The 13377-nt window shown below is 72.8% G+C and carries 12 protein-coding genes and 1 pseudogene; 2 read left to right on the top strand and 11 right to left on the bottom strand.

Going from position 1 to position 13377, the window contains the following annotated elements; genetic code table 11:
- Positions 1-533: ATP phosphoribosyltransferase regulatory subunit (locus OZN99_RS13700; RefSeq protein ID WP_270935802.1), on the bottom strand; the 533-nt coding region annotated here is incomplete at its 3' end.
- Between the two features lie 76 nt (positions 534-609).
- Positions 610-1224 (bottom strand): protocatechuate 3,4-dioxygenase, encoded by a 615-nt coding sequence (locus tag OZN99_RS13695; protein ID WP_270935801.1) that lies wholly within the window; start codon positions 1222-1224, stop codon positions 610-612.
- A gap of 127 nt (positions 1225-1351) precedes the next feature.
- Here OZN99_RS13695 and OZN99_RS13690 point away from each other — a divergent pair, with 127 nt between their 5' ends.
- A complete protein-coding gene (locus OZN99_RS13690) occupies positions 1352-1918 on the top strand; it encodes a hypothetical protein (protein ID WP_270935800.1) in 567 nt (188 codons plus the stop codon).
- 12 nt (positions 1919-1930) lie between these two features.
- Here the strand turns inward: OZN99_RS13690 and serA are convergent, their stop codons facing one another.
- Positions 1931-3517, bottom strand: coding sequence for a phosphoglycerate dehydrogenase (gene serA / locus OZN99_RS13685; protein WP_270935799.1), 1587 nt, complete (start codon positions 3515-3517; stop codon positions 1931-1933).
- On the bottom strand, positions 3517-4692 hold the full coding sequence (locus tag OZN99_RS13680) for a phosphoserine transaminase (protein WP_270935798.1): 1176 nt from the start codon (positions 4690-4692) through the stop codon (positions 3517-3519). Before OZN99_RS13680 ends, serA begins: the two co-directional genes overlap by 1 nt.
- Before the next feature lie 147 nt (positions 4693-4839).
- Between OZN99_RS13680 and OZN99_RS13675 the strand changes: the two genes are divergently transcribed.
- Entirely contained in the window at positions 4840-5808 is a 969-nt protein-coding gene (locus OZN99_RS13675; protein WP_270935797.1) for a Bug family tripartite tricarboxylate transporter substrate binding protein, read from the top strand.
- A gap of 13 nt (positions 5809-5821) precedes the next feature.
- Here the strand turns inward: OZN99_RS13675 and OZN99_RS13670 are convergent, their stop codons facing one another.
- The 7 genes and pseudogenes from OZN99_RS13670 to OZN99_RS13640 form a co-directional block, all read right to left on the bottom strand.
- Positions 5822-6763: an SLAC1 family transporter gene (locus OZN99_RS13670; RefSeq protein WP_270935796.1), complete on the bottom strand. Its 942-nt coding sequence runs from the start codon at positions 6761-6763 to the stop codon at positions 5822-5824.
- On the bottom strand, positions 6760-7689 hold the full coding sequence (locus OZN99_RS13665; protein ID WP_270935795.1) for a PhzF family phenazine biosynthesis protein: 930 nt from the start codon (positions 7687-7689) through the stop codon (positions 6760-6762). Before OZN99_RS13665 ends, OZN99_RS13670 begins: the two co-directional genes overlap by 4 nt.
- Positions 7686-8510, bottom strand: a complete 825-nt coding sequence (gene thiD / locus OZN99_RS13660) for a bifunctional hydroxymethylpyrimidine kinase/phosphomethylpyrimidine kinase (protein WP_270935794.1) — start codon at positions 8508-8510, stop codon at positions 7686-7688. The genes OZN99_RS13665 and thiD overlap by 4 nt, the downstream gene beginning before the upstream one ends.
- Positions 8507-9892 carry a phosphoglucosamine mutase gene (glmM, locus tag OZN99_RS13655; RefSeq protein ID WP_270935793.1) on the bottom strand — a complete coding sequence of 462 codons (1386 nt, stop codon included), beginning with the start codon at positions 9890-9892 and terminating at the stop codon, positions 8507-8509. The genes thiD and glmM overlap by 4 nt, the downstream gene beginning before the upstream one ends.
- A gap of 9 nt (positions 9893-9901) precedes the next feature.
- Positions 9902-10981 carry a dihydropteroate synthase gene (gene folP / locus OZN99_RS13650; protein WP_270935792.1) on the bottom strand — a complete coding sequence of 360 codons (1080 nt, stop codon included), beginning with the start codon at positions 10979-10981 and terminating at the stop codon, positions 9902-9904.
- Between the two features lie 80 nt (positions 10982-11061).
- Complete coding sequence (ftsH, locus tag OZN99_RS13645) at positions 11062-12987, bottom strand: ATP-dependent zinc metalloprotease FtsH (protein WP_270935791.1); 1926 nt, start codon at positions 12985-12987, stop codon at positions 11062-11064.
- Positions 12988-13126: 139 nt separating this feature from the next.
- Positions 13127-13377 (bottom strand): annotated as a pseudogene (locus tag OZN99_RS13640) (hypothetical protein); the annotation flags it as partial.

Below are 13377 nucleotides of genomic sequence, written 5' to 3'. Positions count from 1 at the left end.
GCATCCAGCAGCGCGGGCGAGAGGCGCGGCAGGGTGATGTCGAGCGTCGGCTCGCCGATGCCGATCGCCGCCAGCGCCTCCACCGCCACGGCGGCGACCTCGGCATCGGCTTCCGGCAGGTCGGGCCCGATCAGCTCGATGCCGGCCTGCGGCAGCTGGCGGGAGGGGGCGAGCTGCGTGCCGCGCACCCGCAGGACCTGCCCGGCATAGGACAGGCGCAGCGGCCGCGGCGTGCGCGCCAGCCGCGTGGCCGCGATGCGCGCGACCTGCGGCGTGGTGTCGGCGCGCAGCCCCATCATGCGCTGACTGACCGGGTCCATCAGCCGGAAGGTCTGCTCGGCCAGCGCCGCGCCGGATCCGGCAAACAGGCTGTCTTCGAATTCCAGCAGCGGCGGCTTCACGCGCTCGTAGCCATGACGGGCGAAAACCTCGACCATCGCCTCGACAAGCGCCGCCTCCCGCTCCGCCTCGGGCGGCAGCAGGTCGGCGAGGCCCGCGGGAAGCAGGGCGGGGCTGGGCGGGTCGTCGGTCATCGCGGGCGGAAGCCTTGCCAGGGGCGCGTGCCGCCGGCAACCCGCCGCCGCGGCGCGGCCGCCCTGCGCGCCGCGCTCAGGCCAGGAAGATGTCGAACTCCGCGCGCTGCCCGCCATCCACCGGCGAAAGTCGCGCCATGAGCAACTGGCGCGCCGCGGGCGGCAGCCGCCGGAGCAGGCCGTCGCCCTCGTTCTGCGGCGCGTCGGGGAAGTAGACCTGCGTGGTCAGCGCGGCATCCCCGGCCGCCGGCTGCGCGCGCAGGTGGATGTGCGGCGTGCGGCCGGGATAGAGGCCGGGACGGATGGTGCGGAAGGCATAGCGCCCGTCGCCGTCGGCCACCGCGCGGCCATAGCCCTGGAAGCCCGCGTCGCGCTCCGCCAGTCGCGGATCGCGCGGGTGGAGGTAGATGCCGGCGGCATCGGCCTGCCAGATCTCGATGCGCGCCCCGGGCAGCGCGGCGCCATCCGGCCCGCGCACCAGCCCGGTGAGCAGCAGCGGGATGCCGCGCGCCGCCGCGGGCTGGCCGGCCACGCGCAGCAGGTCGGCATCGGCATCCGCGGGGATGGCGCGCGGGTAGTAGGGCCCCTCCATCTGGGCCGGCGTGCGCAGGCCCTGCGCGCCGGCGGGCATTGCCAGCAGCGCAGGCGCCAGCAGCACCAGGCGGCGCTGGATCGCGGGACGCATGAGCATGGCGGGTCTCCGTCAGGGGCGCGGCATCAAGCGCGGCCGGCCGGTGCGGGACAAGTGACGAAAGGTGGCAGGCGTCTTGGCCGGGCGCGCGGGGATTGCCACCTTTTGCCCGACATCGGAGGTCCCCATGCGACAATCGCTGCGTCCCCGCCGCGCCGCGCTGGCCCTGCTGGCCCTGGCCGCCGCCGGCTGCACCACCCAGGATCCCGCCGCGACCTATATCGGCGGCATCGGGGATTCGGTCCGCGGCGCCGCCATCGGCGCGCCCGCGCTGTTCCGCGACACCTCCCGCTTCGCCGGGCAGCCGGCCGCCGCCGCGCGCGCGGCGGTGCAGCTGGAGTTCCTGGAAGAAGCCTTCCGCACGGAGGTGCCCTACTCGATCACGGCGTCGGGCACCGTGCTCAACGCGCTGCGGGTCGGCCAGCAGGAGATGCGGCAGGCCATCGGCATCGCGCCGGACGCGCCGAACGGCCAGGTCATCGTCCAACTGCGCGAGGCGGCGGCCGCGCTGGACGCGGGCAGCCCCGCCCGGGCGGAGGCGATGCTGACGGGCCCCGCCTTCCCGCTCGGCGGCGCCGCCACGCTGGCGCGGCTCTCCGCCCTGCCCCGCCTGCCGCGCGTGGCGGAGGCGGGGATGGCGGCCTTCATGGAGATCCAGCGGATGGACAGCGACCGCGGCCGCCGGATGTTCTGACGCCGGCGCCGTTCAGAACGCCAGCGGCACTGCGCGCACCACCAGCGGCAGGGTGCGCACGGCGGCCAGCACCTTGTCGGGGACCGGCCCGTCCAGCCCGACCAGGCAGATCGCGTCGCCGCCCGGCGCCGTGCGGCCCAGGTGGAAGGTCGCGATGTTGATCCCGGCCTCGGACAGCGTCATGCCGAAGCGGCCGATGAAGCCCGGCCTGTCCTGGTTCGTGACGTAGAGCATGTGCGGCGCGAAGTCGGCCTCCACCGCGATGCCCTTGATCTCGACCAGGCGCGGCTTGCCGGTGCCCACCAGCGTGCCGGCCACGCTGCGCGCGCCGCCATCGGTCACCACCGTCACGCGCAGCAGCGTCACGTAGTCGCCGCTGCGCTCGTGCACGGTCTCGGCCACCTCGATGCCGTGCTCCCGCGCCAGCACCGGCGCGTTGACCATGTTCACCGCGCCCGAGATCGGCGTCAGCACGCCGGCCAGCGCCGCGGCGGTCAGCGGGCGGCGGTTCAGCTCTGCCGCCTGGCCCTCGTATTCCACGCGGATCGCCTTGATCGAGGTGTCCTGCGCCGCCGTCAGCTGCCCGGCCAGGCTGCCCAGCAGGCGCACCAGCTCCATGTAGGGCTTGAGACGCGGCGCTTCCTCCGCGCTCACGCTCGGCATGTTGATGGCGTTGGACACGGCGCCGGTCAGCAGGAAGTCGCTCATCTGCTCGGCCACCTGCAGCGCCACGTTCTCCTGCGCCTCGGCCGTCGCGGCGCCCAGATGCGGCGTGCAGACCACGTTCTCCAGCGCGAAGAGCGGGCTGTCGGTGGCGGGTTCCGTCTCGAACACGTCGAGCGCAGCGCCGGCCAGATGGCCGGAGGTCAGCGCCTCGTGCAGCGCCGCCTCGTCCACCAGCCCGCCGCGGGCGCAGTTGATCAGCCGCGCACCCTTCTTCATGGCGAAGATGCGCTCGCGCGAGAGGATGTTCTTCGTCTGCTCGGTGTAGGGCGCGTGGATGGTCACGATGTCGGCGCGCGCCACCAGCGCGTCCAGCTCCACCTTCTCCACGCCGAGTTCCACCGCGCGCTTCTCCGACAGGAAGGGATCATAGGCGATCACCTTCATGCGCAGCCCGTTGGCGCGGTCCGCGACGATGGAGCCGATGTTGCCGCAGCCGACCAGCCCCAGCGTCTTGCCCGTCAGCTCGACGCCCATGAAGCGGTTCTTCTCCCACTTCCCTGCCTTGGTGGAGGCAGAAGCCTCCGGGATCTGGCGGGCAAGGGCGAACATCATGGCGATGGCGTGCTCGGCCGTGGTGATGGCGTTGCCGAAGGGCGTGTTCATCACGACCACGCCGCGCGCGGTGGCGCTGGTGACGTCCACGTTGTCCACGCCGATGCCGGCGCGGCCCACCACCTTCAGTCGCGGCGCCGCATCGATCAGCTCGCGCGTCACCTTGGTGGCGCTGCGCACGGCCAGGCCGTCGTACTCGGCGATGATCTCGCGCAGCTCGGCGGGCTTCAGGCCGGGCTTGAAGTCGGTCTCGATGCCGCGCTCGCGGAAGATCGCGACGGCGGCAGGCGAGAGCTTGTCGGAGATGAGGACGCGCGGCATCAGGCGGCGACCTTCCGGGCATCGGCTTCCACCTGCGCGAAGGCCCAGTCCAGCCAGGGCAGCAGCGCCGCGATGTCGGCGGTCTCGACCGTGGCACCGCCCCAGATCCGCAGCCCCGGCGGCGCGTCGCGATAGGCGGCGGCGTCGAGCGCGACGCCCTCCTTCTCCAGCAGGGAGGCCAGCTTCTTCGCCGCCGCCGCCTGCCCTTCCGCGTCCAGCGCGGTGAACCAGGGGGCGACGATCTTCAGGCAGATCGAGGTGCAGGAGCGCGTCGCCGGATCCTCCGCCAGGAAGGCCGCCCAGGGCGTGCGGTCCACCCAGGCGGCGATGGCGGCGAGGTTGGCCTCGGACCGCGCGACGAGGCCCTTCAGGCCGCCCACGGCTTCGGCCCAGCGCAGCCCGTCCAGCGCATCCTCCACGCAGAGCATCGACGGCGTGTTGATCGTCTCGCCCTTGAAGATGCCCTCGTTGAGCGTCCCGTCCTTGGTCATGCGGAAGATCTTGGGCATCGGCCAGGCCGGCTTGTGGCTCTCGAGCCGCGCCACCGCGCGCGGGCTCAGCGCCAGCATCCCATGGGCCGCCTCGCCGCCCAGCACCTTCTGCCAGGACCAGGTGACGACATCGAGCTTGTCGTACGGAAGCTCCATGGCGAAGGCGGCGCTGGTGGCGTCGCAGATCGCGAGCGCCGTGCGATCGGCCGCGATGAAGTCCGCGTTCGGCAGCCGCACGCCGGAGGTCGTGCCGTTCCAGACGAAGACCACGTCGCGATCGGGCGAGACCTGCGAGAGGTCGGGCAGCTTCCCGTACCCCGCAGAGATCACCTTGGCGTCCGCCAGCTTGAGCTGCTTCGTGACGTCGGTCGCCCAATCCTTGGAGAAGCTCTCCCAGGCCAGGATATCGACGCCGCGCGCGCCGAGCATGGACCAGAGCGCCATCTCCACCGCCCCGGTGTCGGAGGCTGGCACGATGCCCAGGCGCCAATCGGCGGGCATGCCGAGGATGGCCTTGGACCGCTCGATCACCTCGGCGAGCTTCGCCTTGGGGTCCTTGGCGCGATGGCTGCGCCCGAGCAGCGCGCCCGACAGCGCCTCCAGCGTCCAGCCGGGACGCTTGGCGCAGGGACCGGAGGAGAATCGGGGATTGGCCGGACGGACCTCCGGCCTGGAGATGGTCATGGTGCGCTCCCTTCCAGAAGCAGATGCGCCCCGGTGGGGGGGCGTGGCCCGCCGCAAGAAGTAGCCAGCGCGGCGCACGCCGTCCAGCGGCTGGGCTTGCCCCGTTCTTGCATGGCACCCTGCACCTCGCCGCAACGGAGCCACCGCATGACCGCCCTGACCCGCCGCGCCACCCTTGCCCTGCCCGCGCTGCTGGCAGCGCCGCATGCCGCGCGCGCACAAGCCCGCCCGATCACCATCGTCGTGCCGTTCGGCGCCGGCACCAACGTGGACGCGATCGCGCGCGTCGCCGCCAACGAGCTGGCGCCCCGGCTCGGCCAGCAGGTGCTGGTGGAGAACCTGCCGGGCGCCGGCGGCACCATCGCGACGGAGCGCGTGGCGCGCGCCGCGCCGGACGGCACGACGCTGCTGCTCGGCGTGGATTCCGTGCTGAACGTCGCCCCGCTCGTGAACCCCTCCGCCGTGCGCTACGACGCCTATCGCGACTTCGCCGCGATCCACATGCTGGCGACGCTGCCGCTGCTGCTGATCGGCCGCCCGGACCTGCCGGCGACCCTGCCGGAGCTGATCGCGCTGAACGCCACGCGCAGCCAACCCTTCACCTACGCCACCTCCGGCACCGGCACCTCGCTGCACCTGTTCGGCGAGATGATCGCCGGCCGCACCGGGCTGAAGATGGAGCACGTGCCCTACCGAATCGCGACGCAGATCTTCCCGGACATCATGGCCAGCCGCGTCGATCTGGCCGTCAGCACGCTGACCAGCTCCGGCCCGCTGGTGCGGGAAGGGCGGGTGCGCTGCTTCGGCATCTCCTCGCCGGAGCGCCATCCCTTCCTGCCGGACCAAGTCACCTTCACGGAGCAGGCGCCGACCGCGGGCATGACGAGCGAGGTATATCAGGGCCTCTTCGCGCCCGCGCGCACCGACCCGGCCTTCATCGCCCGCGTCGCCGCCGCCACGGCGGAGGCGATGCAGACCGCGCCGATGCGGGAGCGCATCCACGCACTGGGCATGACGCCCTCCATGATGGGGCCGGAAGCGCTGACGCGCTTCGTGCGCGAGGAAGGCGAGCGCTACGCCGCGCTGGTGCGCGCGGCGAACATCCAGCCGCAGTAGCGGCGGGCGGCGATCAGCCCTCGGGCCGGAAGAAGGCGCCGGCCCGGGCGGCGAGCGCCGTGCGCCAGGCGACCCAGGCGGTCAGGGCCGTGGCGGCCAGCAGCGCCGGCCAGGAGAGCCAGGCGGGGAAGCCGAGCACCATCAGCATCGCCGCGAAGGCGCCGGAGGGGAAGGTGACGCCCCACCAGGACAGCGAGAAGGGAATGCGCGCCAGTTCCCCTGCCAGCGAGACCAGCACCGCGGCCACCAGCAGCGCCACGCCCGCCAGGGCCAGCGCGACGCCACCGGCCGTACCGGTCAGTGCCGCCGCCGCCAGCGCCGCCACCGCCGGCGGAGCGAGCAGAATCGCCAGCCCCGGCCGTAGCGGCGCGGGCAGCGGAGGCCCGGCCAGCAGGCGGTGCAGCAGCAGCGGCAGCACCGCGAGCCACAACACGACGCCCACGCCGAACAGCATCCAGGATGCGTCCACGAATCCCATGGCCGGACCGAAGACCGGTGCGACCACGTTGCCGACCAGCGGGATCAGCAGCGGCGGCGTCAGCATCGCAATGTCGCCACGCCCCGCCACGATGCGGCGCAGCAGCAGCATCGCCACCACCAGGTGACCCGCCACGGCCAATGCCCAGACGGCGGCACCCAGGGCCGGCGCGTAGGGAAACAGGAACGCGCCGATGATCATCAGCCCGATGGTCGGCGCCGCGACGAAGGCGACGCGCACGGGATGCCGTGCCTCCGCCAGCACCGCCTCGGGGTGGCGCAGCGCGCGCAGAAGCTGCGTGCCGACGATGCCCACCCACAGCAGCAGCGTCAGCGCCAGCAGCGCCTCGCCGATCGCGCCGGGCACGCCCAGCGAGGCCTGCGCCTGCCGCCAGGCGAGGCCGACGCCGCCGGTGCCCATCGGGATGACCAGCAGCGGGAAGGGCAGGTGTTCCAGCGTGGGGCGCGACGCCGTCACAGCGTGGCTTCGCCGTCCAGCACGCGCACGCAGCTTCCGCCCACCGTGGCGCGGATGCCGTCCGGCGTACGATGCGCGGTGGTGCGCAGCAGGCTCGGGCGGCCCATCTCGACGCCCTGCACGATGTCCCAGGCGCCCTGCTGCGCGCCGGAGAGATGCAGCAGCAGCGCCGCCAGCGGCGCGGCCGCGCTGCCCGTCGCGGGATCCTCGCCGACGCCGAGCGCCGGGCTGAACATCCGCGCGCGCAGCGCGGCGCCGTCGCGCGCATAGAGATAGAGCGCGGCGCGCTGCGCGAGCGCCGGGATGGTGGTGGCGACGCGGCGGAACTCCGCCGTGTCCGGCGCTGCGCGGGTCAGCGCGGTGGGCGTGACCTCCATCAGGACGAAGGGATTGCCGACGCCCGCCTGCACGGGGCGGTGGTTCTCTGTCACCACCTCCCAGGGCTCGAGTCCGGCGCAGCCGGCGAGCTGCACCGGCGTGAATTCCTCGCCGAGGGTCAGCGGCTGCGGCGCGGCGATCACCGCCTGCGCCACCGCGCCGGCCGCGTCGCGCGCGATGCGGACCTCGACCAGCCCGGCCAGTTCCTCGAAGCGCAGCACGCCGTCGCCCGTGCCGCGCGCCTCCGGCGCGATTGCTCCGCGCGCCTCCGGCGCGACCGCGCGGTCGGCCAGCACGAAGCCGGTGCCGACATTCGGATGGCCGGCGAAGGGCAGTTCCACCTTCGGTGTGAAGATGCGCACCCGCGCGGTGTTGGCGGGGTCGTCGGGCGGCAGGACGAAGGTGGTCTCGCTCAGGTTGAACTCCGCCGCCAGTGCCTGCATCTCGGCATCGGTCAGCCCGCGCGCATCGGGAAAGACGGCGAGCGGATTGCCGCCGAAGCGGGTGTCCGTGAAGACGTCCACCGTGACGAAGCGATAACGCCTCATCGCAGCGTCTCCACGCGCGCGGGGTCCATCGTAACGCCGTGGCCGAGCGGGCCGTGCCCGCTGCCGAAGCCGGGGGCGGCGAGCATCGCGGCGCGCACATAGGCGCGCGCCCGCGCTACCGCGTCGCGCAGCGCCATCCCCTGCGCCAGACCGCAAGCCAGCGCCGAGGCGAGGGTGCAACCGGTGCCGTGGGTGTGGCGCGTATCAAGGCGCGGGCTTTCGAAGGCCTCGGTGCCCTCGGGCGTCGCCAGCAGGTCGGTCAGCACCTCGCCGGTGCCGTGGCCACCCTTCAGCAGCACGGCGCGCACGCCCATGCGCAGCAGGGCCTCGGCCGCGCGGTGCATCGCCGGCACGTCAGGGATCGCCAGGCCCGACAGCGCCTCGGCTTCCGGGATGTTGGGCGTGATGACGCTGGCCATGGGCAGCAGCCGCGCCGTCAGCGTCGTCACGGCTTCCGGCGCCAGCAGCGGGTGGCCGCCCTTGGCGACCATCACCGGATCGGCCACCAGCGGGATGCCCGGCCCGAATTCCGACAGCGCGTCGCACACCGCCTCGATCGTCGCGCTATCGGCCAGCATGCCGGTCTTGATGGCGTCGGCGCCCAGGTCCTCCAGCACGACCCTGATCTGCAGGCGGATGAAGTCGGCCGGCACGCCCATCACGCCATGCACGCCGCGCGTGTCTTGCGCGGTCAGCGCGGTGATCGCGGTCATCGCGAAGCCGCCGAGTGCGGTGACCGCCTTGATGTCCGCCTGGATGCCGGCGCCGCCGCCGGAATCCGACCCGGCGCAGATCAGGACCCGGCCCTGCGGAACGCTCATTCGGCCGCTTCGACCTTCCGCGTGGCCAGCGCCGCTGCGCGCGCGCGGATCAGGCCGGCCAAGCCCTCCGCGGTGGCGTGCATCTCGTGCTCGTCCTCGGCTTCGGCCATCACGCGGATCAGCGGCTCGGTCCCGCTCGCGCGGACCAGCACGCGGCCACGCTCGCCGAGCCTGTCTCCCGCCGCGGCGATGGCGCGCTCCACCTCCGGATCGCCGAGCGGCGAGGTGCCGGTGTAGCGGATGTTGACCAGCTTCTGCGGCAGCGGCGTGAAGCGGCGGCAGACCTCGCTGGCCGGCTTCGCCTCCTCCACCAGCAGCGCCAGGACCTGCAGCGCGGCGACCAGGCCGTCGCCGGTGGTGGCGAAATCGGACAGGATCATGTGGCCCGACTGCTCGCCGCCCAGGTTGCAGCCGGTCTCGCGCATCCGCTCCGCCACGTAGCGATCGCCGACCTTGCTGCGGTGGAGCTTGAGGCCCATGCCGCCGAGGTGCCGCTCCAGGCCCAGGTTGGACATCACGGTGGCCACCACGCCGTCGCCGCGCAGCCGCCCGTCGCGGTGCCAGGAGCCGGCGATCAGCGCCAGGATCTGGTCGCCATCCACGATCTGCCCGCGCTCATCGGCCAGCACCAGCCGGTCCGCATCGCCGTCCAGCGCAATGCCGAGATCGGCGCGTCGCTCGATCACCATGGCGGCGAGCTTGGCCGGCGCCGTCGCGCCGCATTCGCGGTTGATGTTCAGCCCGTCCGGCGCGACGGCGACCGAGACGACCTCCGCGCCGAGTTCCCACAGCACGGTGGGCGCAACCTTGTAGGCGGCTCCGTTCGCGCAATCGAGCACGATGCGCTTGCCTTCCAGGCTGCGGCCCTTCGGGAATGTGGATTTCGCCGCCTCGATGTAGCGGCCGGGCGCATCCTCGATGCGGCTGGCCCGGCCGAGGCGGCCCGGCGCGGCGAGGCCTGCCGCCAGGTCGGGCGCGTCCATCAGCGCCTCGATCTGCGCCTCCTCGGCATCCGACAGCTTCAGCCCGTCCGGGCCGAACAGCTTGATGCCGTTGTCCTCATAAGGGTTGTGGGAGGCGCTGATCATCACGCCGAGGTCGGCGCGCAGGCTGCGCGTCAGCAGCGCGATGGCGGGCGTCGGCATCGGGCCGACGATCATCACGTCCATGCCCGCGCCGATGAAGCCCGCGGTCAGCGCCGGCTCGATCATGTAGCCCGACAGGCGCGTGTCCTTGCCGATGACCACGCGGTGGCGGTGGTTGCCGCGATTGAAGAAGCGGCCGGCCGCCTGGCCCAGTCGGAGCGCGGTGCCGGCATCCATCGGCGGCCGGTTCGCCGTGCCGCGGATGCCATCGGTGCCGAAGAGCTTTCGGGTCGTCATGGCAGGCTACTATTCCTCCGCGTCGCCAACGTCCATCGGGGATACCTCGCCCGCCTCGCACGCCGCCAGGACGCGCAGCGCCTGCACGGTCTCCGCCACGTCGTGCACGCGCAGGATCGCGGCGCCGCGCTGGGCGGCGGCGATGGCGGCGGCGACGCTGCCGGGCACCCGCGCCTCCGCGCTCTCCACGCCCGACAACTCCCCGATGAAGCGCTTCCGGCTGGCGCCGAACAGGATCGGGCAGCCAAGACCGGCCAGGATCGGCAGCCGCTCGATCAGGGCCAGGTTGTGCGGGGTGCGCTTGCCGAACCCGATGCCCGGGTCCACGGCGATCCGCGCGCGCGCGATGCCCTGCGCCTCGGCCCAGGCGACACGCTCCGCCAGGAACCCGGCGACCTCCAGCACCACGTCGTCGTAGCGGATGTCGCGCTGCATGGTGCGGGGGTCGTCGCCCAGCATGTGCATCAGCACCACGCCGCAATCGGCCTGGGCCAGTGCTGCGGCCGCCAAGGGGTCGTGGCGCAGCGCGGAGACGTCGTTGACGATCTCCGCCCCGGCCTCCAACGCGGCCAGCATGGTCGCGGCGTTGCGCGTGTCCACGCTGACCGGCGCCGCCTTCGCCAGTTCGCGCACCACCAGCAGGATGCGACGGCACTCCTCCTCCGGCGGCACCGGCTCGGCGCCCGGCCGCGTGCTCTCGCCGCCGATGTCGAGCAGGTCGGCGCCGGCCTCCAGCATCGCGTGACCGGCCGCGATCGCCGCTTGCGGATCGAGGTGCCGACCGCCATCGGAGAAGCTGTCCGGCGTGACGTTGACGATGCCCATCACCAGCGGGCGGCCGGGCGCCCGCCCCTGGGGCAGGCCCACAAAGGGCGGCAGCGGGCGCGTCAGCGCCAGCACCGCCTCCTGCCAGGCGGCGGGGACGTCGGCCAGCGGCACCGGATCGGGGGGCGCGCCCCTCCCGATAAGCCGCACCAGGGTGAAGGCGGCCGGGCCGCCGGCCAGCGGCAGGGCCAGATCGGCCGCCACCGCCAGGGCGGCGGCACGACCCTGCAGCAGCCCGAGCGGCTCGACCCAGGTTCCGGGCATCACGCGACCCTATGGACAAGGAAAGGGCGGGAACGATGCCTCGCTCCCGCCCTTCCGGAAAGCCTCCGTGTGCCGCAGCCTCAGGTGCCGGGCGCCGGCGCCCCGCTCCAGGGGCCGGCGCTCGGCCGCGGGTTCGAACGGCCCGAGCTCGGCACGCTGCCGCGGGTCGGCGCAGGCTCGTCCGGGCGGTTGCGCACCACCGGCTCGCCCTTGATGACCTGGCGGATCTCGTCGCCCGAGAGGGTCTCGTATTCCAGCAGGCCCTTGGCCAGCAGGTGCAGCTCGTCGATGTTCTCGCTGAGCACCTTCTTCGCGCGCTCATAGGCACCGTCGATGATGGCGCGGATCTCCGCGTCGATCTGCTGCGCCGTCGCCTCCGACACGTTCTTGGACTGCGTGACGGAGTGGCCGAGGAAGACCTCCTGGCTGTTCTCGCCATAGGCGATCATGCCGAGCTTCTCGCTCATGCCCCATTCGGTGACCATCATGCGGGCCTGGTTGGTGGCCATCTTGATGTCGCCGCTGGCGCCGTTGCTCACCTTGTCGGCGCCGAAGATCAGCTCCTCCGCCACGCGGCCGCCCATCGCCATGGCGAGTTCCGCCTTCAGCTTGGACTTGTGCTTGGAGTAGCGGTCGCCTTCCGGCAGCGACATCACCAGGCCCAGCGCACGGCCGCGCGGGATGATGGTGGCCTTGTGGACCGGGTCGCATTCCGGCTCGTGCAGCGCGACCAGGGCGTGGCCGGCCTCGTGATAGGCGGTCATGCGCTTCTCGGCCTCGGACATGACGAGGCTGCGGCGCTCGGCGCCCATCAGCACCTTGTCCTTTGCCGCCTCGAACTCCGCCATGCCGACGGTGCGCCGCCCGGTGCGCGCGGCGAGCAGCGCCGCCTCGTTCACCAGGTTGGCGAGGTCCGCGCCGGAGAAGCCCGGCGTGCCGCGCGCGATCACCTTCGGATCCACGTCGGAAGCGAGCGGCACCTTGCGCATGTGGACCCGAAGGATCTTCTCGCGCCCGTTCACGTCCGGGTTCGGCACCACGACCTGGCGGTCGAAGCGGCCCGGGCGCAGCAGCGCAGGGTCCAGCACGTCCGGCCGGTTGGTGGCTGCGATGATGATGACGCCCTCGTTGCTCTCGAAGCCGTCCATCTCGACGAGCATCTGGTTCAGGGTCTGCTCGCGCTCGTCGTTGCCGCCGCCGAGGCCGGCGCCGCGATGGCGGCCGACCGCGTCGATCTCGTCGATGAAGATGATGCAGGGCGCGTTCTTCTTGCCCTGCTCGAACATGTCGCGCACGCGGCTGGCGCCGACGCCCACGAACATCTCGACGAAGTCGGAGCCCGAGATGGTGAAGAAGGGCACGTTCGCCTCGCCGGCGATGGAGCGGGCGAGCAGCGTCTTGCCGGTGCCGGGCGGGCCGACCAGCAGCACGCCCTTCGGGATCTTGCCGCCCAGGCGCTGGAACTTCTGCGGGTCACGCAGGAATTCCACGATCTCCTCGAGCTCGCCCTTCGCCTCCTCGATGCCGGCGACGTCGTCGAAGGTGACGCGGCCCTGCTTCTCGGTCAGCAGCTTGGCGCGCGACTTCCCGAAGCCCATGGCGCGCCCGCCGCCGCCCTGCATCTGGCGCATGAAGAACACCCAGACGCCGATCAGCAGCAGCATCGGGAACCAGCTGAGCAGGTAGTGGAACAGCGGGTTGACGTCGCTGTCCTCCGGCCGGGCGACCACGCGCACGCCGCGCTCGGTCAGCTTGGAGACCAGCGTGGGATCTTCCGGCGTGTAGGTCTGGAAGCTGCGGCCGTCGCTGAGCTGGCCGGTGACGGTCCGCCCCTGGATGGTGACGTCGCGGACATGGCCGGCGTTCACCTCGTTGAGGAAGTCGGAATAGGCGACCTGCTGGGCGGTCCGGCCCGGCCCGGAGCTGGGCTGGAACAGGTTGAACAGCGCCACGAGAAGCAGCGCCACGATCACCCAAAGAGCCAGGTTGCGGCCGAAATTGTTCACCTTTGGATTCCCATGCCTCGCAGCCCGGGTGGACCGCGCCTCCACTCAGATAGGGTGCCTGCGCCCGGCTTCCATCCGGGTCGGGCACATGACACCTCATCCGGTCCCGGCTGACCGGCCCTGCGTTCCGGCGCGCCCGTCATGCCAGCGCGCCGCCCCGCGGGGCGAAGCACATGGCGTGCCGCGTCGCGATATCCACAGAAGGATAGGCCAGCGCCGGCACGACCGCCAGCGTCCCGTCGCGGTAGAGGGCCGGCAGGGTGGGCACCACGGCCCCCGGCAGCCAGTCCGGCCGCGGCAGCCGGCGGGCCGCCTCCCCCGCCGCGGCGATCACGCCCCCGTCCAGCGCCTGCCCGACGAGCCGGAAGCGGCCGTCCCACCGCGCGCCCG

This window comes from Falsiroseomonas oryzae (assembly GCF_027856955.1).
GTDB classification, from domain to species: Bacteria; Pseudomonadota; Alphaproteobacteria; order Acetobacterales; family Acetobacteraceae; genus Falsiroseomonas; species Falsiroseomonas oryzae.
This window is presented reverse-complemented; position numbering and strand designations above follow the sequence as displayed.

Excerpts from the sequence above, each read along its gene's own strand:
- OZN99_RS13695 (WP_270935801.1), bottom strand. The coding sequence starts at position 1,224 with ATGCTCATGCGTCCCGCGATCCAGCGCCGCCTGGTGCTGCTGGCGCCT.
- OZN99_RS13690 (WP_270935800.1), top strand. The coding sequence starts at position 1,352 with ATGCGACAATCGCTGCGTCCCCGCCGCGCCGCGCTGGCCCTGCTGGCC.
- serA (WP_270935799.1), bottom strand. The coding sequence starts at position 3,517 with ATGCCGCGCGTCCTCATCTCCGACAAGCTCTCGCCTGCCGCCGTCGCG.
- OZN99_RS13680 (WP_270935798.1), bottom strand. The coding sequence starts at position 4,692 with ATGACCATCTCCAGGCCGGAGGTCCGTCCGGCCAATCCCCGATTCTCC.
- OZN99_RS13675 (WP_270935797.1), top strand. The coding sequence starts at position 4,840 with ATGACCGCCCTGACCCGCCGCGCCACCCTTGCCCTGCCCGCGCTGCTG.
- OZN99_RS13665 (WP_270935795.1), bottom strand. The coding sequence starts at position 7,689 with ATGAGGCGTTATCGCTTCGTCACGGTGGACGTCTTCACGGACACCCGC.
- thiD (WP_270935794.1), bottom strand. The coding sequence starts at position 8,510 with ATGAGCGTTCCGCAGGGCCGGGTCCTGATCTGCGCCGGGTCGGATTCC.
- glmM (WP_270935793.1), bottom strand. The coding sequence starts at position 9,892 with ATGACGACCCGAAAGCTCTTCGGCACCGATGGCATCCGCGGCACGGCG.
- folP (WP_270935792.1), bottom strand. The coding sequence starts at position 10,981 with ATGCCCGGAACCTGGGTCGAGCCGCTCGGGCTGCTGCAGGGTCGTGCC.